The organism is Spirosoma sp. (genome assembly GCF_026391055.1).
Taxonomy (GTDB): domain Bacteria; phylum Bacteroidota; class Bacteroidia; order Cytophagales; family Spirosomataceae; genus Spirosoma.
Genome location: NZ_JAPLET010000014.1, coordinates 1 through 24,679 on the forward strand (window position 1 = coordinate 1; position 24,679 = coordinate 24,679).

The window sequence follows — 24,679 nt, forward strand, 5'->3', positions numbered from 1 at the left end:
TGCAGAAAGAGCGGGAAATCGCCTTGCCGGATGATGTGCTGAAAAACTATCTGTCGGCCGACGAAATCGCCGATTACCGCCAACAGGACAAAGGTATCTACAGCGTCACGGTGTTTGCTCAAAAGCCCGAAGAAGCGGCCACAGCGGCTTGCTGCCCTCCCGGTTGCTGCAACTAATCCAATCAATCAGCCATGAAAAAAATCCTAGTGCTTTGCACGGGCAATTCCGCCCGCTCTCAATTGGCCCAAGGCTACCTGCAATATTTTGCCGATATGTCGGACCACGGTGCTCAGGCGGAAGTTCTCAGTGCCGGAGTGAACCCCAAAGGGGTGAATCCGCTGGCCATTCAAGTGATGGCCGAAGACGGCATCGACATTTCGCATCACACCTCGAATCATGCCGACGAATACGTGCATATTCCCTTCGATTACGTCATCACCGTTTGCGACAACGCCCGCGAGCAATGCCCGTTTTTCCCCACCGTGGGCGAACGCATTCACCAGAGCTTTCCCGATCCTGGCCACACCGCATCGGCGGACCGACCAGGCGAAGACGCATTGACTTCCTTCCGTCGGGTGCGGGATCTGATCAAAACCCACAGTCAGGAATTTATCGCCAGCCGTTTGGGTGAAGCTGTCCCGCAATAAATGATGGCCATGCAGATCGAACCCGCACAACTGGCCGATACTGAGGCCGTTATTGCCCTGCTAGAGCAAGGGCACCTATTGACTGAGGATTTGCCTACCGGGCTTCCTGGTTTTGTCATTGCGAAATACGAGGAAATCCCCGTTGGGGTGGCTGGTTTGGAACGCTTCGGCCCGGTGGGCCTGCTGCGTTCGGTGGCCGTCGATCCGCACTACCAGGGCAAGCAAATTGCCGCCCAACTGGTTGGCCGATTGCTGGAAGCCGCCCAGGCATCCAGCCTGCAAGAAGTGTATCTCATTACCAATACAGCCGACCGATATTTCGAGCGGCATGGCTTCCAAACCGTCAACCGTCAGGAGGTGCCTGCGGCCATCCAACAGACGCAGCAATTCAGCGATTTATGCCCGTCATCGGCCATCGTTATGAAACGCGCGCTAATTCAGGATCAATTATGAGTACCCCCCGTCTTTCGTTTCTCGACCGCTTTTTGACCCTATGGATTTTCCTGGCCATGCTGATCGGCGTGGGCATCGGGTATTTTTTCCCGCAGTCCCAGAACTTCATCAATGGGTTTAATTCCGGCTCGACCAATGTGCCGCTCGCCGTTGGCCTGGTGCTGATGATGTATCCGCCTTTGGCAAAGGTGCGGTATGACGAGTTGCCCAAGGTATTTGCCAATACTAAAATTCTTGGGCTTTCACTCGTGCAAAACTGGATCGTCGGCCCTTTGCTCATGTTCGGTCTGGCGGTCATTTTTCTGCCTGACAAACCCGAATACATGACCGGCCTTATTATGATCGGCATTGCCCGCTGCATTGCGATGGTGATCGTCTGGAATGATTTGGCGGGCGGTGATCGACTGTATGCAGCCGGTTTGGTGGCCTTCAACAGCATTTTCCAGGTGCTGTTCTATTCGGTCTATGCCTGGTTGTTCATTACTGTGCTACCGCCCCTGTTTGGCCTGCATGGTTACGAGGTGAATATCACCATCGGCGAAGTGGCCAAAAGTGTATTCATTTATTTGGGCGTGCCCTTCCTGGCAGGCATGCTTTCGCGGATTATCCTGACGCGTTTGAAAAGCCGCCAATGGTACGAGCAGACGTTTTTGCCTGCCATCAGCCCCATTACGCTCATCGCGTTGCTGTTTACCATCGTGGTCATGTTCAGCCTGAAAGGACAGCTCATCGTGTCCATTCCGCTCGATGTGCTGCGCATCGCCATTCCGCTGACGATCTATTTTGCCATCATGTTCTTTTCGGCCTTCTACCTCTCGAAACGGGCCGGTGCCGATTATGCCAAATCCACTTCGCTCGCCTTCACCGCAGCGGGCAATAATTTCGAGTTGGGCATCGCCGTTGCCATTGCCGTTTTCGGCATCAATTCGGGTGCAGCCTTTGCGGCCGTGGTCGGTCCGCTGATCGAAGTGCCGGTGCTGATCCTGATGGTCAATTTTGCCCTGAAACAACAAGACAAATTTGCCCTTCACTACAAAAAAACGCTTCAAAAGCACGCATGAAAATTGCCCTGTTTTCCGACATTCACGCCAATTTGCCTGCTTTGGAAGCAGTATTGGCCGACATCGACAGCCGCCAGCCTGACGCGGTCTATTGTTTGGGCGACCTGGTTGGCTACAATATTTGGCCAAACGAGGTGATTGCCACGATCCGCAAACGCGGTATTCCGACGATTGCCGGGAATTATGATTATGGCATCGGTCGCAGCTCCGACGACTGCGGATGCGCTTACAAAGAAGAGCAGGAGAAGGCCAATGGCAAAGTCTCCATTGCCTATACCAACAAAGCCGTGGGCGATACCGAGCGGCAATATCTGCGCACGCTGCCAACCCATATTCGGGTCGAATTCGAGCTAGGCAATGACCCCGAACATCTTTGGCAGCAACAAACGCCGTTTACGCTGTTGCTGGTGCATGGCAGCCCCCGGCGCGTGAATGAATATTTGTTCGAGGATCGGGGCGACCGGAGTTTGGGACGCGTGATCGAGGGGGCCGGGGCCGATGTGCTATGCTTCGGCCATACGCACAAGCCCTTTAATAAAGTGGTCAGCGCGGAGCCGGAAGAAGAAGCCAGCTATTTCCGTCATGCCATCAATATCGGTTCGGTCGGCAAGCCCAAGGACGGCGATCCGAGGGCCGGTTATGTGCTGCTGAGCATTGATGAAACCGCCCGCCCTGGTTCACGCGACGGCGTTTCCGTTGAATTCGTGCGCGTCGCTTATGACGTGGAGAAAGCGGCCCAGGCCGTAGAACAAAGCGAATTGCCGGATGCCTATGCACAAGCATTGCGCATCGCTCGATAATTGCCCTGTTCGACTGATCCTAAATTTCCCAGCGTATGAGAAAGATTCTATGTTGGTTTGCCAGTGCCGGGATGCTGTGTTTAAGTGCAGTTCCCGGCCATGCACAGACGCAGGGCAATTTCCTGGTGGAGTACACACGGGAGGGCGCATGGCGATATACTAGCGTCAGGGAAACACCCTACCAGAGCAACGGGCGCGTGATTCAGCACCAGTTAACCGCGCTGGGTAAGAAGCTCAATCATTTGTCAGTTGTTGATGCCCCGGTCTATTCGCAGCTCCAAGGCGAATTGCACGGGTACTTGCAACGGCTTGAAAACGACTCCCCCGATTATGGCCGCGCCGAGGTGTATCATTCCGTTTTACTGCGCCTGATGCAGTTCGAGGAGTCGATTAAAGAAAGCCTGATCGACAACAGGCACCGTGACCCGCGCCCAATAGACGCCGATGCTGCAAAACAGGATGAAGGTCAGCAAGCCGCCGTGCTACCTTATGCGTTGCTCTTTCGTAGGCAGGATCACCGCTCTAAGCTGGTGCATATCGTTACCAGTGGGAAAGTCACGATTCTAAAGCATGGCCCAACTTACTGCCTGGTGCGGTGCGGCCCCCACGAGGGATATTTGCACAAAGGAATGATCGTTGCATTACCATGATGCAATTGTGCGTTTTACATAATTGCGGATTACTTTTACGAAGAATTGGGGTCTCACAACTAAGTGATACTCAAGCCGTTAAATGGGTATGATTTCAACCGATCTTCTCGAAAACTTTAAGCCCACTTTGGCAACGGCCATTGGCCAACTTCAAGCGGTATTGCATTCGGTTAAAGAAAGCAGCGATCCCGAACGGGAATTAATCCAACTCAAAGCGGCTCAGGCACTTTTATCGAAAAGCGTTTTGCTGCTGCTGGATGATGTTTACCGAAAAGCAATGGCCGAGAAAATTGCTTTCGCGCACCATCATTGCCCCGGTGATTGTGGACAAGAAAATTTGATTGAACGATTACGGCGCATGTTTCCCGATATACCATTGGAGGACGTACCCCAGCGGTTGAAAGAAGCCGAAGCGGTCGAACAGTTCATGAAGAAAATTTTATTAGAAAAAAGTTTGGAGAACCCCCATCCCTCCATCTGAACTTTCGCGCTCACTTAAAATCAATTCATTATGTCTAAACGCACAGTGTTTGCTTCTGTCGCCACCATGTTGGCGGTTGGAGGTATGGCCTATGGCCTAAGCAGCTTCACCAGCCGGAGCGAAACGTGTCCGCTGGAAGGTACGCCCGCTTGCCCGAAGGCAATGTCGGCGCAGGCCGTAGCATCGACCCACGCTAAAACGGTGGCCGATGCGGAATTACCCCCATGCTGCCGGGCAAAGAAAGGCATCTAACGTGTAGAAGGCCCCGAAAGGGGCTTTCTGCTTCTCTGCGTTGTTCACAAGCACACGTCGCTTGCAAATAAACTTTATGGCTTTTCCTGCAAAAAGAAACCGCTGTATGTGATCCAAGTATTTAAGAATTTGCTTAAATAAGCAAATTACTTACCTTTGTTCTGAAATGGAAAATTCCTCAAACTGTGTTCGCGTCTTTGCCGATCAAGAACAGATTCGCCAATGTACCGAGAAAATAAAATATGCCGGGCCAGTCTTTGACCGATTGGCTCAGGTGTTGGATTTGGCAGGCAATGCCAACCGGCTTAAAATTATTTATTTGTTGCGGGAAGAAAGCAATTTGTGCGTTTGCGATTTGAGCGACATTTTGGGCATGACTATTCCCGCTGTTTCTCAGCATTTGCGTAAGCTCAAAGATGCGCAGTTGATCCAAGCCCGGAAAGTCGGCCAGACTGTTTTTTATTCATTGCGGACAGAATCAACCGGCATCTTACATTCGCTGTTAGAACATCTTGAAACGATGCAAACCGCCCCTTGCTAACTGTTTAATTTGGGGCCATAACGATCGCAAAGCTATGAAACTCGCAGGATTGACCGGGCTACTGACCGCCTTTGTTTCTTCTCTCTGTTGCACAGTCCCTTTGCTCACATTGCTGGTGGGTGCCACTGGCTCGGCTGGTGGGTGGGCTTGGCTGGAACCTTTGCGGCCTTACAGTATCGCGCTCACGGTGGGCGCGTTGGGTTGGGCCTGGTACGAACAATTAAAACCCAAAAAAACGATGGAATGTAATTGTGAAACGAAGAAAACATCCTTTTGGCAAACGAAGCCAATTTTGGGCGTAATAACAGCAATTGCATTGCTGCTGTTGGCTTTCCCTTCTTACTCAAACTGGCTGTACCAGGAAAAGAATCAAGCGACCTTGCAACCCGCGCAGGGAGGCACGCAACAAGTGGCCTATGTCACTATCAAGGGCATGTCCTGTGAAGGCTGCGAACATCACATCAAGCAGGAAGTCACCAAGATCAAGGGCGTATCGGCGGTGGATGTGTCGTACCAAAAAGGGGCTGCTACCGTGAAATACGATAGCAAAAAAACCTCTCTGGCTGACATCAAAAAAGCGGTGGATGCCACCGGATACAAAGTCACCAGCACAAAAACGCTTTAAGGAATGACTGTCACACTCGGATCTGTGATTACATGCCCAAATTGTGGCCACCAAGCAGCGGAGATCATGCCGACCGATGCTTGCACCTATTTTTATGAATGCACCTCCTGCCAGACCCTTTTAAAGCCGTTGGCGGGGGATTGTTGTGTCTTCTGTTCCTATGGGTCGGCGAAGTGCCCGCCGACCCAAGAGCAAAAGAGTTGCTGCGCCTGATATGGCTATTGTCAAATCACTTTTCGTGTTCATTTTGGCCGGATTCTGTGAGATCGGGGGCGGATACCTCGTTTGGCTTTGGATGAAAGAGGGAAAACCGCTCTGGTATGGCGTTATCGGCGGCATCATGTTGGCCTGCTATGGCATCGTGGCGACGTTTCAGCCCACTGGATTTGGCCGCGTGTATGCCACATACGGCGGTTTCTTTATTGTCATGGCTCTGCTGTGGGCATGGAAGGTGGATGGATTCCGCCCAGACAGATATGATATTATCGGCGCATTGATTGCGCTGATCGGGGTTTGCGTCATCTACTACGCACCCCGACATTAATCAAAACAGCCTACCGAACGGCAGGCTGTTCAAGTTTGTCGAGTTCCATCACCAGATAGACCATTTCCTTTGTTTCGGCGGAATCCCCCATTTCCAGGGAAATAGGGCCTTCTTCAGGCTGAAAGGTCAGGTGAAACACCAGCCAGGGGCAGCATACCCGCTCGAATTTGATAAATTCAGCCAGGTCGCCAATGATAGCATTATCGGACTTTTCAAACACCAGCTCGTAGCTATTCGGATGCTCAACGGCGCGTGACACCTTTTTAAAAAGCGTCTGGTGCAATTCATTCATGCGCTTGATCTGGTCTTTGTCTGTAAGCTTGCAGGCGAGCGCGATTTTTTTCTTTAAAACGGCTTGGGTTTCCATCGTCTTTGTTGTTTTTGTCTGAGCCAGGCAGGACAATACGAGCAGCCAGGCCAACCCGGTAAGCATGAGTGATTTCATGGTTTTTCTGGTAAATTTAAACGGTGGAGTATAGTCCACTGTCAAGCGTTTCACCGATAAAATTATGCTCATCGGCATCATTGCCCAGGAATCAGGCTTTTCCCGCGATACGATCCGGTATTACGAAAAAATCGGTCTGCTGCGACTGCCCAAACGAGCCAGGCGGGAAAACAACTACAAGGAATATTCCCCGGCTATTTTATCGCGGCTTCGGGCAATCAAGGAATTAAAGAAAATCGGCTACACGCTGGCAGAAATTCAGCAGGTCATCGCCTCCTACGAAACGGGCGGGATGGATTGCATCGCAGGCAAAGGCCAGGTGCTGGAAAAAGTGCGACTGATTGAGGAACAGATCGTTCAATTGCAAACCCTCAGACTGCAATTGTTGGAAGCGGTTGCCGATTGCCCCGACCATTGCAAAATTGCTGCCATTTTAGATGATACTCTGATGGTTCGATAGAAGGCCGCTAGCAATGACCGCAGCAGGCCGCAACATCGTTCGATTTCTCGAAACTCTCCTGCCCTTCTTTGAAGGAGAACCAGGCTAGCCCCAGCATACCAGCTGCATCAATGTAGGGTAGATGCAGCAACTCATACAGCACACTCGATGCCAACAACACCACCGACATATAGACACAAACCATTGTGCATTTGCCATCAGTAATAATAGAGGCTGAACTGAGCTGTTCGCCTGTGCGAATCTTCCACCTGGCAAGCACTCGCATAATGGCAATGGAGAGCAGAGATACCACGATTCCGGCCACGGTCGTTTCCGGCTTTTGATTCTCCCAAATACTGACGCCCGCGCCGATCATCAAACCTGCCACCAGTACATACAAGCAGACGCCCGTGATTTGAAGAGCCAGCTTTTCAAAGCGGCCCCGATCTTTGTTGCCGAACCGACGCAAACGGGCGATCATGGCTAGGATACCCAAGCCGGAAATGACTTCGATAAAACTATCCGCGCCAAAGCCTGCCAAGGTCAAGGCTTCGTCTTGTGCGCCGAAATACAATGAAACCAAGCCTTCGCCGATATTGTACACGACGGTAAAGAGGGCCAATCCCGTGGCAATGTTCCACCGTTTATCAACGGGAGGATTAAGTGTCGTTTCCATAGATTCTTGTATTTGTAACCCGGAAGGCAGGGAAATAATTTATCCGCCTTCTTTGATCGTTGTTCCTATATAAACGAGCGTTTATACAGGAACACTTCTTTTTAAAGGACATTGACCTTGTCTCAAGAAAGGCTAGTGGCTGTTGCACAACTCTGCTTTTTACATCGGCTTTTCATCCTGTATAAGTTAGTGATCAGACTTTCTGACCTCGTCGCCCCATCTCAGTTGAGAAAAAGCCTGGGAAAGCTCAGTAAAGTAGCTCCAGAAGCCAAAGACCACTCTACCTTTAGGGCTATGGCCTGGCTGACAGTAGACTTGATAGTGAACTTCATATACTTCTTCAGATTGTAGCCTACAGCCGCCATCAGCATCACCTTATGAACTCCGGTTTTGCCTCGTACATTCACCTTCCGTAAGCCATAGTAATCCACTAAACTGCCTAAGACCGGTTCCACTGTTTGGTGGCGAAGCCGTGCCATACGCTTACCCCGCCGACTTTGCTGGCGTTCCAAAGCTCGTCGGTAGAAGGGATCATAGGCCGTCCGAATAATCTGTCGGCATTGACTCTTAGGAACACATGTGGATTTGAGCGGGCACTGTTGGCAGTCTTTATAATCCGCCCGGTAGACTTTCAGCCAACCCCCGTCCGCGGTCTTGTCAAACGTTTTAAACATTAAATGCTTACCCTGCGAACAGATAAAGCGATCACTTTCAGGGGCATAGGGAAAGCCTTCGATTTGGGGCTTGTATTGGCCGAAGACGGGTATCCAACCCGTAATGTTCCATTGCTCGAGTAAAGCGTAGTTAGCACCATTGGAATATCCAGAATCAGCCAGTATCTCCTCTAAACACAATTCATTATTGGCTAGCCGCTGTTGAAGCTTCAGCGTAATATCAGGTAGATTCTGGCTATCCCGACCATCGGCAAAATCGGCCTGCACATGACTGATAATCCCTTCGGCGGTATCCACTGCCAGGCTACAATGGTAGTTGAGTTTGCGGGCTTTACCCGGCTTAATCGAAATACGGGCATCGGGGTCGGCAGGACTGTAATGGGTTTTGTTGCTGAGTAGCTTTGCCTTTTCGTTGCCCGCTCCTAGCGTTGTTGGTGCATGCTTCAGGTTTTGCTGGCGCTTTTTTAACTGTCTTAGCTGATGATCAGCTGCGGTAATCACCGGCGCAGCTTGACGGGGGCTGGGGGTAACTATGGAAGTCTTCGGCTGAACTTCAGCCGACTGGACCAACCTGGGACCAGGTAGATTAGGTTGTTTCTCAAGCAGTCGTTCCATCGACGCATTGGCTTTGACGGGGGCTGAGTCGATGGCTACTCGCCGACCAGCTACCATACTATTGGCTACACAGAGGCTAAATACCTTATCAAATAGTAACTCAAAAAGTACTTCCGGGTAAAGTTGGCGGGTACGGCTCAGCGTAGAGTGCCAGGGTAATGGCTCATCCAGGTTGTAGCCTAAGAAATACAGCATATCCATGCGCATGGAGCAATGCTCGATCAGCTTTCTGTCAGAAGTGATATTCTCTAGATGCCCGATAAGCATGAATTTGAAGAACACCACGGGGTCAATCGAGGGATTGCCTGTTGAGCCATAACAAGCTTTGGTGTGCTCATATAAGAAAGTAAGGTCAAGCATTTCCTTCAGCCGACGGTAGAAATTGCCTTTCGGAATGCGGCTGGAAAGTTGAAAATGGGTGACGAGTTTTTCGTGGTCGTCTTTTTTGCCTTGCATGGTTGAAGATACAAAAACTCAACCCATTCGGCCTTCTATGCATAGGCAGAGTTGTGCAACAGCCACGCTACTTTTCTTGAGACAACTTTGTACACTGCTGGCTTAAACGACGAATTATTTACTTTTCCGCAGAACTACCCACCCCTTTTTCATTTAAGACTGTCAAATGAAGAGCTAACTGCTTCAGTTTTAGGAATATGAGAAAGATCAGGAAATCCTATAACTAAGGTCATCTTATTGAATCCTCGCACGTCTGACCTTTGATACAGATCATTGTCTAATCCAGTGATCTTGCTTGGTACGCTAAATGGGTGAAGCCCACGGATACAACGAGCGAGTCGCTTTGGGCAACTATAACCAACTTTTAACAATACCATCATGAAATTACTAGCACTCGTTTTTCTTTTTGTCTGCCTGGTTACCAGCCCCTTTTATACGTATGCGCAAGGTGCCAATTATAAACAACCGATGACGATCAATGCCACTGGGCAGGTGAAAGACGCTACGGGAGCAACGATTGGACTCGTCACCAAAGACAAGATGATACAGGATGCGAAAGGTCACAAAATGGCCTTTGTGGACGGGCAGGGCAACTTAGTCGATGCCAAAACGAACAAAAAGATGGGGCATATGGGAAAAGATGGGAAAACCTATATGGATGCCAGTGGCGATCTGATGTTCACCATCAAAAATAATCCGGATAAAACCTGTGACATTTTTGATGCTAAGGGCAAAAAAATCGGGAATGTGCATGAAAGCTACAAAGGAACAGCCTGCGCACTGCACTGCTTTGAGAATCAGCATACCCATATGAATAAGCAGTAACGGTATGAACTCTATACTTTACAAGGTTAAGGCCCAGTCGCTAAAGCCCTTTATTGCTTTGGTGACCGGGCCTAACTTTAAGAAAAATAGTTCATTGAACGGGATAAAATTGACCGTAAAGGCGTAATAGCTATTCCTGTTTGGGGTTAAGACTCCGCTTTAGGAGTTGCGCGTTCAGTGCTACAATCACTGTACTTGCACTCATTAATACGGCACCCAAGGCCGGACTAAGCACAAAGTTGGGATACAGCACCCCAGCCGCCAGCGGAACGGCAATCACATTGTAACCCGTCGCCCAGAATAAGTTCTGAATCATCTTGCGGTAGGTAGCCTTTCCAAAATCAACCAGGTTGGTAATATCGGTGGGTTTGCTGTTGACTAAGATAATGTCGGCAGTCTCAGCGGCAACATCGGTGCCGGAACCTACGGCGATGCCTACGTTGGCCTGCGCTAAGGCGGGAGCATCATTAACCCCGTCGCCGGTCATGGCTACGAATTGGCCTTTTGCCTGTAAATCCTTTACGATCGTTACTTTCTCGTCGGGCAGCACCTCGGCGAATACCCCGTCCAAACCCAGTTCTTTAGCAACGGTATCGGCTACTTTCTGGTTATCACCAGTGGCCATATACACCTTTATACCCGACTCCTGTAAGCGTCGAACGGCTTCTTTAGAATCATCGCGTATACGGTCAGCTAAGGCTACGTAACCCATAAGTTGATCGTTTATCAGAACGAAGATTACCGTTTCGGCATCGCTGCCGGTTGCATCCGGGGGCAGTTTGATCTCTTTCTCTTTCAGATAGCCAGGGCTGACAACCACAACCGATTTTCCGTTCACGGTAGCCGTAACGCCTTTACCCGTAATGGATTGAAAGTTGCTGATGGATGGCAAATCCAGTTTCCTTTTCTGAGCCTCACGAACAATGCCCTGGGCAATCGGGTGTTGTGACTGTTGTTCCAGAGCGGCTGTCATACCTAACAAGGTTGTCTCGTCCATGTCTGCCGACAACACCTTGACGCGTGTAACGCCAAACTCGCCTTCGGTCAGCGTACCGGTTTTGTCGAAAACCATGGCGGTAATTTTGCGGGCTTCCTCAAAGGCAGTCCGGTTGCGAATAAGTAGTCCCTTTTGGGCTGAAATGGCTGTGGAGATGGCTACTACCAGCGGAATAGCAACGCCCAAGGCGTGGGGGCAGGCTGTCACCATTACCGTAACCATCCGCTCGACAGCAAAAGCGACGTCTTTACCCAGCCAGAGCCAGGTTACAAGGGTAATTAGCCCCACCGACAGGGATACAATGGTTAGCCAGCCCGCTGCGCGATCAGCCAGTGTCTGGGTTTGTGATTTGGCATTCTGAGCCTCCTCAACCAGTTTAACCACTTTGTTGAGGTAGCTGTCTTCCCCCCGATGGGTGACCTTAATTTTGAGCGACCCTTCTCCGTTAACCGCCCCGGCGATAACCGTATCGCGCAGCGCTTTCTGTACGGGCACACTTTCACCCGTTAACATACTCTCATTGACCGCACTATCCCCCTCAACTACCTCACCATCCGTCGGAATACGTTCTCCGGGTCGAACCAACACTACGTCGCCAATAGCCAGTGACGTGACGTTTACGTCGCTGATGGTATCTCCATTCACCTTGTGGGCATCAGAAGGCAACATCTGTACGATCAACTCCAATGAGTGTGAGGCTCCCGCTACTGATTTCATCTCGAAATAATGGCCCAGCAGCATGATATCAATCAGCGTGGCCAGCTCAAAGAAGAAATCCATACCACTCAACCACCCCACCGATACGACGACGCTATAGACATAGGCGGTGGTGATGGCTACGGCAACGAGCGTCATCATGCCCAACTGCCGATTCCTCAGTTCGCCGATCATACCCGTTAGGAATGGCCAGCCGCCGTAGCCATAAATGATGGACGCAAGCACCAGCACCACCCCATTCCGAAAGGGGAAGTCAAGGGTGTAGCCCGTCAGGTCGCGAAACATCATTGACAGCAGGACAACCGGCACCGACAGGGCGAGACAAATCCAGAACCGGCGTAAAAAATCGGCGATCATGGCTCCATGATCATGCCCCCCGTGTCCCCCCTGCTTACCATGTCCCATCTTAGAATGATCCATCTGGGCGTGATCCATCGACTCATGTTCCATCCCTATGCCGCCCTGATGTTGCTGGGGACTGTCGGGTCCACTGTGGCCATCGTGCCCAATATGTTGCAGTGCTTTCTGTTCAGCGGGTGATTCGGCAGCAGACCCTACGCGGTTTGCATCCGGTTCGTGGTCATGGGTGGGATTGGCAGGCAACCCGCTTGCCTGATGGTCAGTATGTATAGGGGCTGGCTCATCACGGGCTTCCATCACATGAAACGATCCGACCGTCGAAACCAGTTGCTGTATGTCGGCAGCGGAAGGATGATGCTCAACCGTGAGCAACGCTTCGGGTGGGTCAACGGTTAGCCGGGCGTCGATGATGCCCGGCTGACCAATCAAACGCTTTTGGATGGCTTCGGCCTGCTCGGTGGTCGTTAAGCCGTGTATCATATACCGGTGCTGATGCGTCATATTCCTGGATCCGTTAGCATTCGTTGTGTATTCTGAAAGCGCAAAACACGCTAGCTCATCAACTTAACTCGCTGGACGTTAAAAAAGGCCATACTACAAAAATTCTGCAAGGCAAGGCCCGAATTTTGCAAGCCTCTGCATCACTCATACCCATAGCTTTGTTTGTTATCGTATTGAGTACACTGCAATTACTTCCACCAGTGCGTGACGGGGTAAGTAGTCAGGTCGGCATTCAACCGGCCGGCGACCCCGTGAGATATTGCCCAATAGAAATGGAGCCAACAATAATGAAAGCGATTCAGCCGGACGATCAGAACGCCGGTAACGCGGAACACCAGGCAGGTTTGCTACGAATTCGGGGCATGGTGTGCGCCCGGTGCATCGACGTCGTTCAACGTGAACTAACTCAGGCTGGTTTCGATGTCCTTACAGTTCAGTTAGGAAAGGTCACACTTCGAGACGCTTTAACGTCGAATGACATTGAGCGCATCCAGACTGTTTTATCGAAGCAGGGATTTAGTCTTCTGGAGGATCAACAGAAAATGACCGTTCACCAGCGAGCCAAAACCTTTGTTGATTCTTATTTCGCACAGGCGACTGACCTTAGCGAAAGCAACATCGGATCCGCACCGGCGGGGGTGCGGCCTTCCGACCGGCAGAACCGCCGACTATCAACCCAGATTCAGGACGCGCTAGGTCTAGATTATGACACCATCAGCAGTCAGTTTACAAAAACAGAGGGCATCACGCTGGAACGGTATATTATCCTCCGGCGAATCGACAAGGTGAAAGAATGGCTGGTGTACTCAGATGAGACCCTCACTGAGATTGCTCACCGCACGGGTTACAGCAGTGTGCAACACCTGTCCAACCGGTTTCGGCAGCAGACCGGCTTGACTCCTTCCTATTTCCGTCAGGTACGTCAACAGAAGCAAGTATTGCAGCAGGGGACTCTGTAAGCAGCAACCAACAGGCCGGTGGTGGTTCATCTTTGGGCATCCCCTAAAATCTCACAAGCGGCCGGGGTAATTGTATAACGAAATGGGTGGTAGGCGGGGCGACCTTTGCCCTATAAATTGACGAAACCATGATGACCCAACCCATTACTGCTCCTGCAAAATCCGCAACTACGGGTGAGCTAACCCGCCAAACGTTTCCAGTACTGGAGATGACCTGCGCAGCTTGTGCCGTCAGTGTCGAGTCCATGCTTAGCCATACACCCGGCATTGCGAAAGCGGCCGTCAACTACGCCAACCAGTCGGCTTCGGTCGAGTATGATGCTAAACTGATTACCCCGTCCGGGATGCAGCAGGTACTGCAATCCATTGGCTACGACTTAGTGGTCGACGTTGACGATCCTCAGCAGGTACAACAGGAAGCGCAACAGCGACAGTACGAATCATTGAGAAAACGAACCTTGTGGGCCGGAATTCTATCCGTTCCGGTGGTTGTGCTGGGTATGTTCTTTATGGACCTCCCGTACGTCAACTGGATTATGATGGCTCTGTCGGCTCCGGTCGTGTTCTGGCTGGGTCGGCCCTACTTTGTGAATGCTTGGAAGCAGGCCCGGTATGGCAAAACAAACATGGATACGCTGGTGGCGCTGTCAACAGGCATCGCCTTTCTGTTTAGTGCCTTCAACACACTAAATCCTCAGTTCTGGCATAGCCGGGGTTTGCACCCGCACGTTTATTTTGAAGCCGCTGCGGTAGTGATCGCATTCATCTCGCTGGGCAAGCTGCTCGAAGAACGGGCCAAATCAAATACCTCGTCGGCTATCAAGAAGCTGATGGGTTTGCAACCAAAGACCGTACGAATTGTCGAGGACGGAGCCGGGCCGCATTCGGTCGAACGCGACATCCCCATCGCACAAGTGCGCGTCGGTCAGCTCATCGTCGTGCGACCGGGTGAGCGGATTCCAGTTGATGGGGTTGTTGAATCCGGGGAATCGTATGTAGATGAAAGTATGATTTCGGGCGAAGCGGTTCCAGTAGTCAAACGAACCGGAGAAACCGTCTTTGCTGGGACTATCAATCAAAAAGGGTCGTTCCGCTTCAGGGCCCAAAAGGTGGGTGGTGAAACTGTGCTGGCGCAAATTATCCGCATGGTGCAGGAAGCACAGGGCAGCAAAGCCCCAGTGCAGAAATTAGTCGATAAGATTGCCGGTATCTTCGTACCCGTAGTGATCGGCATCGCTCTACTAACGTTCGGAGCCTGGATGTTCTTCGGTGGTGAAAACGCCCGCGACGGCGGACCGTTCACCCACGCGCTGTTAACCTCTGTGACCGTGCTGGTCATTGCGTGTCCCTGTGCGCTGGGGCTGGCTACTCCTACAGCCATCATGGTCGGCGTCGGTAAAGGAGCCGATAACAACATCCTCATCAAAGACGCGGAAAGCCTGGAACTCGGCTACAAAGTCAATGCCGTTGTGCTGGACAAAACCGGCACCATTACCGAAGGTAAACCCACCGTAACGGATCTGGCTTGGCAAGTAAGCGACGATGAGGTGGCCCATGTAATGCCGGTCCTCTATGCCCTGGAAGCCCAATCTGAACACCCGCTGGCCGATGCCGTCGTTGAGCAGTTGCGTAGCAGAAAGGTAACCGGAACAACCCTGGACGAATTCGAGAGTTTGACTGGTAGGGGGGTTGTAGGCCGGGTTGGAGCCATAACCTACCTGGTTGGCAACGCCCGATTGCTGGCAGAACGGGCGGTTACGGTTAGCCCCGCCATTAAACAGGTAGCCGAAAGCTGGCAGGAAGCGGCCAAGACGGTGGTATATTTCGCTGACCAAAAACGCATTCTGGCCGTGATAGCCATTGCCGATCCGGTTAAACAAACCGCCTGCGAAGCGATTCATACCCTCAAAGAGCAAGGCATTGCTGTTTACATGATGACCGGCGACAATGCCCAGACGGCCGCGGCGGTTGCCAAAGCGGTTGGGCTAAAGGACTTTCGAGCTGAGGCCCTACCCGCCGATAAAGCGGAATTCGTCAAACAGCTACAGGCACAGGGCAAAGTCGTTGCCATGATCGGCGATGGTATCAACGATTCACAGGCACTGGCGCAGGCTGATGTCAGCATCGCGATGGGACGCGGCTCCGATATCGCGATGGATGTAGCAAAAATGACACTTATCACCTCCGACCTGAATAGTGTACCCAAGGCTTTGCAACTATCCCGTAAAACCGTGCAGACCATCCGGCAAAATTTATTCTGGGCCTTCATCTATAACCTGATTGGGATTCCCATTGCAGCCGGGTTGTTATACCCCGTGAACGGCTTTTTGTTGAACCCGATGATTGCTGGGGCTGCGATGGCGCTTAGCTCCGTGTCAGTGGTTACGAATAGCCTGCGGCTACGGGCGACTAAGTTGTGATGAATGAAGGGAACAGTTTAACAAGACATAAACCAAGTAATAACAACGAACATGGAAACGCTGAATTTCAAGACAAACATTAAGTGTAGTGGTTGCGTGGCAACCGTAACGCCTTTTCTCAATGACATCGAACAACTCGATGGCTGGAATGTAGACACCGCCAGTCCGGATAAGATTCTAACCGTGCAGACAACGGACAACCGCATTGGTGAGGAGGTCCGAAAAGCGGTTGAACGGGCAGGCTATAAAGCAGACCCAATACCACGGCCCTGATTTCTAAAATTTTGTAACGGTATGGTCTTAATCTTATAAGCTGGTCCACTATCCGGTGGGGCAGCTTATTTGTTTTACTGATACTCAACAAATCTATTTATGGAAACACATAATCAACAGACCGACCAGGTTCGGTCAATGCAGCAGGGCCACACGATGGCTGGGCAAAACCACTACGGCAAATTAGCCATCATGGGAGTCTTGTCCTTTTTCTCCATGTACATCCTCATGTACTCGATGGTGGACCGTTTTGAAAATGTAATTCCGAACGTCAATCAGTTGTACATGGCTGGCCTGATGACAATGCCAATGCTTATTATCGAAGTACTATTGATGTCGTCCATGTATACAAATAAACAGCGGAATGTTCTAATCGTCGCGATTAGTACCCTAGCATTGGTCGGCTTTTTTTTTCTCATTCGTGTTCAAACGGCGGTTGGCGATAAGCAGTTTGCCAAGTCGATGATTCCGCACCATGCCGCAGCCATTCTGATGGCTAGGGCGGCCAAACTCAGCGATCCCGAACTGCAAAAGTTACAGCAGGATATCATTTCAGCACAGGAAAAAGAAATCAGGCAAATGAAGAACAAAATCGCTGAACTGGATAAGTAAAGAGGATTGAGAGAACAGGCCTGTTAATTATAAACGGCTCTGCTATAAGGTAGAGCTTTTTGTTTTATTAAGTTATAATTCGAAAGCACTGATTATGAAACGTTTTTTTCTCATCACCTATCTTGTTCTGGTGTTTACGGCCAGCTACGGACAACATCAACAGCACACAATGCCCGATGCCAATCGGTCGGCTGAGCAACCTCACAATCCTGACAAGTCTAACTTCCCAGCTGTCAAAACAAGTTTGCCCGTGTCGCGGCCACAGGCGTTGGCGAACGTAAAGCCGACAGGGAAACGGGTACCGTATGATCTGGTCATTGATGAGCAGATGGTTAATATTACGGGCAAACCCAAAAAGGCCATGACCATAAACGGTGGGATTCCCGGACCCACCATGCGGTTTACAGAAGGTGATGTAGCCGTTATTCGGGTTCATAACAAACTGAAAACAGAAACCTCGCTGCACTGGCACGGCATCCTGCTCCCCAACAAACAGGATGGTGTTTCGTATTTGAATACCCCCCCTATTCATGCGGGCGACACCTACACGTTTGAGTACCCCCTCGTTCAGTCAGGTACGTACTGGTTTCACTCCCACACGCGCTATCAGGAGCAGATTGGCGTATACGGCTCGATTGCCATTCAACCTCAGCAGCCCACTCACAAAGTAGATCATGATTTGGTGTTACTACTGTCGGATTGGACGGATGAAAATCCGGCCCATATCCTGAAAAACCTGAAACGGCGCAACGAATGGTACTCGATCAAAAAAAACAATGTCCAATCGCTCAACCGCATTATTCAGCACAAGGCCGTGGGGGCGTACCTGCGGCAGTCGATGATGAAAATGGCACCGATGGATATTTCCGACGTTTACTACGACCGGTTCCTGGTAAATGGAAAAGACACGGTTCGATACCCGGAAATCAAAGCAGGTCAAACCGTTCGGCTTCGGGTTATCAACGCCAGTGCGTCCACCTATTTTCACGTTAATTATGCCGGTGGTCCCATGAAGTTGATCGCTGCCGATGGTCTGGATGTGCAACCGGTGGACGTTGACAGGCGGCTAATTGCCATTGCTGAGACCTACGACTTTATTGTCACTGTCCCAAACGGTGGCGCTTTTGAAGTACGGGCGACGGCACAAGACGGTTCTGGTTACGCAACGGCTTTGCTGGGAAAGGGTAAGGCGAAGTACGCCCCCACTGTCCCCCGCCCCGATCTGTATAAATTAACCGCCAACATGAGTCGAATGGGGGGGATGGGCATGGGTACGATGAACATGGGCAAAACCGACACAACTGCTCAGACTAACTCCGACATGAACGGCCCCATGCTGCACGATATGGCCGGGATGAATCATGGGGCTAGCCAACAACCCGTAAATCCAGCAAAACCGGGCACCAAAGAACCAATCATGGGGAACATGGACCATAGTCAGATGCAGACGGGACAGACTAAGCCAGCACAGGCCGTACCCGGCAAACCGAAAAAGCAGGATCCGATGGCTGGGATGGACCACAGCCAGATGGATATGGGTGATAAGCCGTCTGCCAAGCAGGCGATTCCGGCAAAAAAAGCCTCAAAGCAAAAGCGGTTGGATCAATGGCTGGGATGGATCATAGTGCCATGAACATGGGTGGCATGAAAACGGCCAAAGATGGTAAGATGGACATGACGGGGATGGACCATGGACAGATGGGCCACTCCTCCATGCCCGCGTCGGTGGACCGGGGCATGGACCATAGTAACATGGCCATGAAAATGGATTCGATGCCCACTACGAAAACGGACGGCAAAAAGCCGGATGACATGGTTGGCATGGATCACAGTAAAATGAACATGGACAATAAAACTGGCGATAAGGCCGGGATGAAAGGAATGAGCAGTGGGGGCGGGGGTATGGAAGGGATGAACATGATGGACGAGCAGAATACCATCGACTACAGCATTCTCAGGTCTTCCGAACCGATTGTCTTTCCGGCGAATCGCCCTATCCGCGAAATACCGCTCACCCTGTCGGGCAATATGTTCCGCTACATCTGGGGCTTTAACGGACAGCCACTCTCGCGAGCCGACATGATTCAAATCCGTCGGGGCGAAATTGTGCGTGTCCGTATGACGAACAATACCATGATGATGCACCCGATTCACCTGCATGGTCATTACTTCCGCGTACTGAACGGGCAGGGTCAGTATTCACCCCTGAAGCATACGGTGAACGTATCGCCCATGGAAAACGTCACGATTGAGTTTATGGCTGATGACGAGAAAGACTGGTTTTTTCACTGTCATCTGCTGTATCATATGCTCAGCGGAATGGCCCGCGTGGTTAGCTATGGCGACAAACCGGACTCATCCATCGCTGCTATTCAAAAACTTCACCTGCGCGACATGCGCGACAATCAGCCGTTTGTCTGGGGCTTCCTGCAACCTGGTTATCCGATCAACTACTTTAATCTAAATGTCTCTACTAACAAAAACGCCATCGTTGCCGGGGGTGACCACGACTGGCGCACAAATCGGTTCGAGTTCGATTTGGATTATGAACGCTACCTCGGCGATTGGTTTCGGGTATTTGCTGGAATAGATGGAGGTAACGAGGAATTCCTGCGCCGGATACGGCCCGAAGAAGGACAGCCAACTGGGGATCAACGCATCATCCGGGCGGTGGCGGGTATTCGGTATATGTTGCCGTTTTTGATTCAGTCAGAGGTTAAACTCGACACACGTGGCAACGTCCGTTTTCAACTCAATGGGCAGCAGATGTTGTTTCCCCGCTTAGATTTCCAGTATCAGACTCAGTGGTTGATTGGAGGCTACCTGCGCGCGCACGTTGAGTTGCAATACACAGTCAGCAAGAACCTCTTTCTACACACCGATTATGACACACGTTACCGCACTGTTGGGGGCGGGCTGGGGTATAACTTCTGATTATAAAAAGGGTTTGCCGGTCGGCAAACCCTTTTTACTTCACTATTAACTCCCTTACTGAAATGGTTAACCTAACTCCAATCATGTTCGTAATACCAGTTATTACACTGATAATCAGAATTATTATTATACATTTATTGGTAGTGGCTTAATCGCGTTGATCAACCCTTCAGACTTGCTTCAAGCCGCTTTAATTCGCCAATCTCTTTAGTCTGCACCTTGATAACGTTATTGGCCATTGCCTTCATTCTCTCCGTCTTTCCTTCCTTCAAAAATGCACGGGCCATATCAACGCCCTGCTGGTGATGCTGGGCCATCATACTGGCAAAGTCGTGGTCAATATTGCCGTTCATGGAGTGGGTGCCGCTATGCATCATTTTCATTCCTTCTTGTCCTAACTTGGACGAAGATGATTGAGGTTTGTGGCTACTCATAAACTGCGTCAATTCTCCTATCTCTTTTTGATTAGCTGCTTTAATCTGGGTAGCCATTTTTCTTACCTGAGCATTTTTACCCTGCTTAATCTCTAAATCAGCCATTTCTACGGCTGATTGATGATGCATCTTAAGCATCATGGCGAAGTCATGATCGGGATCGCCGGTCATTTTCATGCTCATCATCTGATTCATGCCCGATTGCATGGACTTCATCATGGCATTGCCAGGATTCTGAGCCAGCGTTGGTTGAGTGAGCAGGAGTGCCACACCCAGTCCCGCTGCAATGAATTTATTCGTTTTCATCCGTTTTCGTTAGTTAGAGATAAATGATACATCACAACACCTCAATAGGGCTTGTTGGTGATAAGCCAATCCTGAAACTGACTAATTTCGGCCTTTTGCTCAGCAATGATTTTCTGAGCCATCTGACGCATGCTCTCAACCGTACCGTAGTTTAATTCAGTCTGTGCCATATCGAGAGCACTCTGATGGTGATCGATCATGAGCGCAACAAAGTCTACATCGGACCGGCCCGTCAGGATACGGGTATCCTGCGCTTTCATCATTTTATCCATATCCTGCATAGCCATCATATCGAAGGACTGACCAGCCGCTGATGCCATTGGCTGGTGGCTGCTAAGAAACTGGGCAAATTGGGCTTTTTCTGCCGTCTGGGAAGTAACAATGTTTTGTGCCATCGTTTTTATAGGTTGATCAGTACCACTCTTGAGTTCCTGATTAGCCATGTCAATGGCACCCTGGTGGTGCATTTGCATCATCATCGCGAAGTCATGATCGGCATCTCCTGTCATTTTCATAGCATTCATCTGCGTCATGTTCGCATGCATGATCTGCTGATAAACATTGGCATCATGTTCCTGTGGTGTTATACCCTCACTATTTTTAGTACAGGCGGTCATAGCTCCCACTATCAGTACGAAGAAGCCGGCTAGTTTAAATACGTTACTTTTCATTGCGTTGAGATATGCGTTTGTTCCTCTACATAACTTGTGGTTATTGACCTGAGTTTTTACAAGATTACCCCTTTAGACTTATAGAATTTACGGATCCAAATAGCATATTGTCATTCGATTTAGTTGCAGTCACTTGTTTATCTGCCTTTCATCCATCAACTTAGTCACCTGACTTGTTGCTTTACCCCCTATCATGCTTGCTGACTCCTTTACCCGCCTGATTGACGACTACAGACAAAACCCGAATCTGATTTACCAAAGTTGGTTTCTGCACAATGAAGACCGCCTGAAAGCCTTTCGCTCGATTCGGCGTGGCGTCTTACAAGTCATCAGTGACATTAAAGACGGTTCGTTTCCCAACGATTTCAAAGGCAGTTCTCTTGAGTTCGTGCTTACCTGCATCACCGAGCAGAAACAGGTATTTGAAGGCGCGTCGCATCCTTTCTATTGGAAACCAAAGCTGCGTATTCCAGATATTTATGAGAATCAGGACCACAAGCGATACTTCGGCCAGTTTCTGGAATGCTGCCTGAAAGCCACCAAACCCGAAACCATCGTCAACGAAATTCACAAACTGGATGCGCACAAGATCAAAGGCCTAGGGCCGGCCGTAGCCAGTATTCTTTATTTCTTGCACCCAACCTGGGTCCCCCCTTTTAATACGGCGATCATTAATGGCTATAACCGACTCTTTAATGAGCGTCGGAAACTAGGATCGTGGTCGGAATACCTAGCCATCCGCGAAAAGATGCTGACAGTAAACAACGAGTACCGGTCTGTGCTGTCAAACGACCTGGGTGCCCTGGCGGGTTTGTTATTCGAGGTGGGAGCGGGTAACCTGCTGGTGCCGGGACTGGCCGATCAACCGGCCGTTGATCGGGAAAAGCTTCAGAAACAAATAGAAAAACGCCACAAAGGTGTGGTAGATGAACAACAGGAAGAACATACGCATAGCGAGATGCAGTATCACCTGCTAACCATTGGTCGAGCTCTGGGGTACGACGTGGCCGCTGCCCGAAATGACATGTCCCGTCACTATAACGGACATTCGTTTTCCTTCCTGAGTTTACCTGCTCTTCCTCCCCTACCTGTCTCGGCTGAAACGAGCCAGACGATCGGCCTAATTGACATTGTCTGGTTAGAAAAAGGCACCGGTCGAATTATTTGTGCCTTCGAAGTAGAGAAAAGTACCTCTATTTACTCTGGCATTTTACGATTGACGGATTTAGTCTGCTCGCTACCCGATCATGCCACTACGCTCTATTTAGTTGTCCCTGACAGCCGTCGGAAAGAAGTTGAAATTCAGTTAACCCGTCCATCAATTAAGCAAACGAATACCCCTATTCGCTACATGCTCATGTCTGAGCTTCGGACCCATTGTGATGCGCTATGCAAATTTGGTGATAGCTACCGGGTGTTGGAGAAGATTGCCCGCTCTGTGTAAATCGATAATTGAGTGATTATTTCAGCACACCTTTCTTGTGTTAAATAACATCATTTATCTTTTAGATACATGCGGCCCACCGCTGTGGTCGGAAATTTGCCGATAGTGTCTAGCCACCTCTTTGTTTGGTTATACCCAACAGTCTCACAAAAACGCTCCTAAATGAGATGATGATCTACGTCGAGGAACGGGCGTTGCAGGCAACGGCGTTTAGCCGCAAGTTTCGTACTTTGTCTACCGTAAAATACTCCAAACAACGTTAACCAGCCCTGCCAATGACGCACTATCCAAATAACGATCTGACAATAGACTACCTGATCAGTGCTAAAAAGCAGTTTGCTTATTACAAGTTACTTGGCGAACAGACAATGAGTCAGCTATCGGACGAAGCATTATTTTGGCAGTACAATTATGAAAGCAATAGTATTGCCCTCATCGTCAAACACCTCTGGGGTAACATGATGTCCCGATGGACCGACTTTCTCACGACAGACGGTGAAAAGGAGTGGCGCAATCGAGATAGCGAGTTTGAGAATGATGTGCAGACTAGGGAGGAGTTGATAGCTCGTTGGCATGCGGGTTGGGACTGTCTGCTCACAACGCTCGATGGGCTACAACAAGAAGACTTTCAGAAAGAAATTTTCATTCGCAACATGGGCCATTCGGTTGTTGAAGCGATCAATCGTCAGTTAGCTCATTATCCGTATCACGTCGGTCAGATTGTCTTCATCGGCAAAATGGTTTGCAACGAGAAGTGGACGAGCTTATCCATACCCCGTGGTAATTCAGAAGCGTATAATGCGGACAAGTTTGCTCAGCCAAAACGAACGGAACACTTTACCGACGGACTACTCCGATAAATCTCATTGGCAGCAATACGTACCTGCGCCTATGCACACCTTTTTGGTGGGCTGCGGGCTTAACTTCCTAACGTGCGCCTGTCGCCCGCAACACGCCTACGCTAAGCCAGGCCAGCATCAACAAGGTACTGCTCAACCCCCATTTTGTCTGGAGTTGATTTCTTTCTTGATTGCTTTTAAATTGTTCCAGTTTAAAAATAAGATCGGCATTAAGGCAAAAGGAATTACGCCCAGACTGATGCTCGTGGCCTGAAGTCCTTTTTTGCTGGCCAAAAGCACGACCATAACGAGCAATGTCAAAAGCGCCCCAGCCAACAGTCCCGTTACGAGCAAGACTGTTTTTTTTTGTTTGAGCAAAGCCTCATGGCTCATCTCCTGAATTTTCTGGCTTTTCATCTGACGAAGGTTGAGTTAAGAAAAAGTTTCTTATTGAAGGCGGGTACTCGGTGGCCCAGGAGCCGGACTTGGAAACCCAAACTATCCCGAGGGGGTGTGTTTGCGTTGTCTACGGGCGTAAAGTTTGGGTCTGCTGAGTGGTCGGTTCTATCAGTAAACTAGTTTACAGAGGAGACGTCAAGCCCGCCTGATATTCCTGTTTAGCTTCATCAATCAGCCCATCAAGCCGCCCCCCCTCAAGATCGGCTACAATCTGATCATCCCACCGACTGAAGTCATGTTCCGTTAACCAGATGGACAACTGTTTATACTCCTCCGCTGATAAAGCGGCAATAGCCTGTTGAATCTGCTCTACTGTCATGGCGTTGTTGATATAGTATTAATATAGGCAATATTACAAAACTGTGACCGAAAAAAATAAAAAAATTCCTGAAGGAAAAACGATTCAGAAAGCTGATATTCTAAAGCTTTTTTCTGATAAGTAAGTTAGTAGATAGACATCTATCTACCAGGAGAACTTAGATAAGTCTAACCAAATGAGATTTATTTTCGTAGCAGTGAGCCGGAAAAAAAATAATTATTGTTTCGTAATCATTTATAGATAGAATGAT

General features: G+C 49.9%; 29 protein-coding genes. 21 read left to right on the forward strand and 8 right to left on the reverse strand.

Going from position 1 to position 24,679, the window contains the following annotated elements:
- Nucleotides 1-191: 191 nt before the first annotated feature.
- From NT073_RS04615 to NT073_RS04665, 11 genes are all read left to right on the forward strand, one after another.
- Nucleotides 192-647, forward strand: a complete 456-nt coding sequence (locus NT073_RS04615; RefSeq protein WP_297369499.1) for an arsenate reductase ArsC — start codon at nucleotides 192-194, stop codon at nucleotides 645-647.
- Nucleotides 648-656: 9 nt separating this feature from the next.
- Nucleotides 657-1,100 carry an arsenic resistance N-acetyltransferase ArsN2 gene (gene arsN2 / locus NT073_RS04620; RefSeq protein WP_297369502.1) on the forward strand — a complete coding sequence of 148 codons (444 nt, stop codon included), beginning with the start codon at nucleotides 657-659 and terminating at the stop codon, nucleotides 1,098-1,100.
- Entirely contained in the window at nucleotides 1,097-2,161 is a 1,065-nt protein-coding gene (gene arsB / locus NT073_RS04625) for an ACR3 family arsenite efflux transporter (RefSeq protein ID WP_297369505.1), read from the forward strand. The genes arsN2 and arsB overlap by 4 nt, the downstream gene beginning before the upstream one ends.
- Nucleotides 2,158-2,961, forward strand: coding sequence for a metallophosphoesterase family protein (locus NT073_RS04630; RefSeq protein WP_293691096.1), 804 nt, complete (start codon nucleotides 2,158-2,160; stop codon nucleotides 2,959-2,961). The genes arsB and NT073_RS04630 overlap by 4 nt, the downstream gene beginning before the upstream one ends.
- 35 nt (nucleotides 2,962-2,996) lie before the next feature.
- Complete coding sequence (locus tag NT073_RS04635; RefSeq protein ID WP_297369512.1) at nucleotides 2,997-3,611, forward strand: hypothetical protein; 615 nt, start codon at nucleotides 2,997-2,999, stop codon at nucleotides 3,609-3,611.
- Nucleotides 3,612-3,699: 88 nt separating this feature from the next.
- Entirely contained in the window at nucleotides 3,700-4,092 is a 393-nt protein-coding gene (locus tag NT073_RS04640) for a metal-sensing transcriptional repressor (RefSeq protein WP_293691100.1), read from the forward strand.
- A gap of 30 nt (nucleotides 4,093-4,122) precedes the next feature.
- Nucleotides 4,123-4,344 (forward strand): hypothetical protein, encoded by a 222-nt coding sequence (locus NT073_RS04645; protein WP_293691102.1) that lies wholly within the window; start codon nucleotides 4,123-4,125, stop codon nucleotides 4,342-4,344.
- A gap of 166 nt (nucleotides 4,345-4,510) precedes the next feature.
- Nucleotides 4,511-4,885: a metalloregulator ArsR/SmtB family transcription factor gene (locus NT073_RS04650; protein ID WP_293691104.1), complete on the forward strand. Its 375-nt coding sequence runs from the start codon at nucleotides 4,511-4,513 to the stop codon at nucleotides 4,883-4,885.
- 34 nt (nucleotides 4,886-4,919) lie between these two features.
- Nucleotides 4,920-5,510 carry a mercuric transport protein MerTP gene (gene merTP / locus NT073_RS04655; RefSeq protein WP_293691106.1) on the forward strand — a complete coding sequence of 197 codons (591 nt, stop codon included), beginning with the start codon at nucleotides 4,920-4,922 and terminating at the stop codon, nucleotides 5,508-5,510.
- 3 nt (nucleotides 5,511-5,513) lie between these two features.
- Nucleotides 5,514-5,723 carry a GDCCVxC domain-containing (seleno)protein gene (locus NT073_RS04660; protein WP_293691108.1) on the forward strand — a complete coding sequence of 70 codons (210 nt, stop codon included), beginning with the start codon at nucleotides 5,514-5,516 and terminating at the stop codon, nucleotides 5,721-5,723.
- A 1-nt stretch (nucleotide 5,724) separates the two neighbouring features.
- Nucleotides 5,725-6,054 carry a YnfA family protein gene (locus tag NT073_RS04665; RefSeq protein WP_293691110.1) on the forward strand — a complete coding sequence of 110 codons (330 nt, stop codon included), beginning with the start codon at nucleotides 5,725-5,727 and terminating at the stop codon, nucleotides 6,052-6,054.
- Nucleotides 6,055-6,064: 10 nt separating this feature from the next.
- On the opposite strand, the gene NT073_RS04670 is transcribed toward NT073_RS04665, so the two are convergent.
- The gene (locus NT073_RS04670; protein WP_293691112.1) at nucleotides 6,065-6,499 is read right to left on the reverse strand and encodes a hypothetical protein; all 435 of its coding nucleotides are present in this window, start codon (nucleotides 6,497-6,499) and stop codon (nucleotides 6,065-6,067) included.
- 64 nt (nucleotides 6,500-6,563) lie between these two features.
- Here NT073_RS04670 and NT073_RS04675 point away from each other — a divergent pair, with 64 nt between their 5' ends.
- Nucleotides 6,564-6,959, forward strand: a complete 396-nt coding sequence (locus NT073_RS04675) for a MerR family transcriptional regulator (RefSeq protein ID WP_293691114.1) — start codon at nucleotides 6,564-6,566, stop codon at nucleotides 6,957-6,959.
- 7 nt (nucleotides 6,960-6,966) lie between these two features.
- Here the strand turns inward: NT073_RS04675 and NT073_RS04680 are convergent, their stop codons facing one another.
- Both NT073_RS04680 and NT073_RS04685 read right to left on the reverse strand, forming a co-directional pair.
- On the reverse strand, nucleotides 6,967-7,614 hold the full coding sequence (locus NT073_RS04680; protein WP_293691116.1) for a cation transporter: 648 nt from the start codon (nucleotides 7,612-7,614) through the stop codon (nucleotides 6,967-6,969).
- A gap of 221 nt (nucleotides 7,615-7,835) precedes the next feature.
- The gene (locus NT073_RS04685; RefSeq protein WP_297369519.1) at nucleotides 7,836-9,359 is read right to left on the reverse strand and encodes an IS1182 family transposase; all 1,524 of its coding nucleotides are present in this window, start codon (nucleotides 9,357-9,359) and stop codon (nucleotides 7,836-7,838) included.
- A 378-nt stretch (nucleotides 9,360-9,737) separates the two neighbouring features.
- Here NT073_RS04685 and NT073_RS04690 point away from each other — a divergent pair, with 378 nt between their 5' ends.
- Entirely contained in the window at nucleotides 9,738-10,184 is a 447-nt protein-coding gene (locus NT073_RS04690; protein ID WP_293691118.1) for a 5-fold beta-flower protein, read from the forward strand.
- A gap of 130 nt (nucleotides 10,185-10,314) precedes the next feature.
- On the opposite strand, the gene NT073_RS04695 is transcribed toward NT073_RS04690, so the two are convergent.
- Nucleotides 10,315-12,303 carry a heavy metal translocating P-type ATPase gene (locus NT073_RS04695; protein WP_297370123.1) on the reverse strand — a complete coding sequence of 663 codons (1,989 nt, stop codon included), beginning with the start codon at nucleotides 12,301-12,303 and terminating at the stop codon, nucleotides 10,315-10,317.
- An 818-nt stretch (nucleotides 12,304-13,121) separates the two neighbouring features.
- Here NT073_RS04695 and NT073_RS04700 point away from each other — a divergent pair.
- From NT073_RS04700 to NT073_RS04725, 6 genes are all read left to right on the forward strand, one after another.
- Complete coding sequence (locus tag NT073_RS04700) at nucleotides 13,122-13,718, forward strand: helix-turn-helix transcriptional regulator (RefSeq protein WP_293691168.1); 597 nt, start codon at nucleotides 13,122-13,124, stop codon at nucleotides 13,716-13,718.
- Nucleotides 13,719-13,846: 128 nt separating this feature from the next.
- Nucleotides 13,847-16,138, forward strand: coding sequence for a heavy metal translocating P-type ATPase (locus NT073_RS04705; protein ID WP_297369522.1), 2,292 nt, complete (start codon nucleotides 13,847-13,849; stop codon nucleotides 16,136-16,138).
- Nucleotides 16,139-16,189: 51 nt separating this feature from the next.
- Entirely contained in the window at nucleotides 16,190-16,411 is a 222-nt protein-coding gene (locus NT073_RS04710) for a heavy-metal-associated domain-containing protein (RefSeq protein WP_293691124.1), read from the forward strand.
- 99 nt (nucleotides 16,412-16,510) lie between these two features.
- Entirely contained in the window at nucleotides 16,511-17,023 is a 513-nt protein-coding gene (locus tag NT073_RS04715; RefSeq protein WP_293691126.1) for a DUF305 domain-containing protein, read from the forward strand.
- A 94-nt stretch (nucleotides 17,024-17,117) separates the two neighbouring features.
- A complete protein-coding gene (locus NT073_RS04720) occupies nucleotides 17,118-18,656 on the forward strand; it encodes a multicopper oxidase domain-containing protein (protein WP_297369525.1) in 1,539 nt (512 codons plus the stop codon).
- Entirely contained in the window at nucleotides 18,629-19,957 is a 1,329-nt protein-coding gene (locus NT073_RS04725) for a multicopper oxidase domain-containing protein (RefSeq protein ID WP_297369529.1), read from the forward strand. The genes NT073_RS04720 and NT073_RS04725 overlap by 28 nt, the downstream gene beginning before the upstream one ends.
- Nucleotides 19,958-20,118: 161 nt before the next feature.
- Here NT073_RS04725 and NT073_RS04730 read toward each other — a convergent pair whose 3' ends face one another.
- Together NT073_RS04730 and NT073_RS04735 are read right to left on the reverse strand one after the other, a co-directional pair.
- Nucleotides 20,119-20,697 carry a DUF305 domain-containing protein gene (locus tag NT073_RS04730; RefSeq protein ID WP_293871684.1) on the reverse strand — a complete coding sequence of 193 codons (579 nt, stop codon included), beginning with the start codon at nucleotides 20,695-20,697 and terminating at the stop codon, nucleotides 20,119-20,121.
- 41 nt (nucleotides 20,698-20,738) lie between these two features.
- Nucleotides 20,739-21,368: a DUF305 domain-containing protein gene (locus NT073_RS04735; protein ID WP_293691132.1), complete on the reverse strand. Its 630-nt coding sequence runs from the start codon at nucleotides 21,366-21,368 to the stop codon at nucleotides 20,739-20,741.
- Nucleotides 21,369-21,561: 193 nt separating this feature from the next.
- Between NT073_RS04735 and NT073_RS04740 the strand changes: the two genes are divergently transcribed.
- Together NT073_RS04740 and NT073_RS04745 are read left to right on the forward strand one after the other, a co-directional pair.
- Nucleotides 21,562-22,812, forward strand: a complete 1,251-nt coding sequence (locus NT073_RS04740) for a hypothetical protein (RefSeq protein WP_297369536.1) — start codon at nucleotides 21,562-21,564, stop codon at nucleotides 22,810-22,812.
- A 275-nt stretch (nucleotides 22,813-23,087) separates the two neighbouring features.
- Complete coding sequence (locus tag NT073_RS04745; RefSeq protein WP_297369539.1) at nucleotides 23,088-23,672, forward strand: DUF1572 family protein; 585 nt, start codon at nucleotides 23,088-23,090, stop codon at nucleotides 23,670-23,672.
- 132 nt (nucleotides 23,673-23,804) lie between these two features.
- Here the strand turns inward: NT073_RS04745 and NT073_RS04750 are convergent, their stop codons facing one another.
- Together NT073_RS04750 and NT073_RS04755 are read right to left on the reverse strand one after the other, a co-directional pair.
- Nucleotides 23,805-24,068, reverse strand: coding sequence for a redox-active disulfide protein 2 (locus NT073_RS04750; protein WP_297369542.1), 264 nt, complete (start codon nucleotides 24,066-24,068; stop codon nucleotides 23,805-23,807).
- Between the two features lie 163 nt (nucleotides 24,069-24,231).
- Entirely contained in the window at nucleotides 24,232-24,429 is a 198-nt protein-coding gene (locus NT073_RS04755) for a hypothetical protein (protein ID WP_297369545.1), read from the reverse strand.
- Nucleotides 24,430-24,679 lie beyond the last annotated feature (250 nt).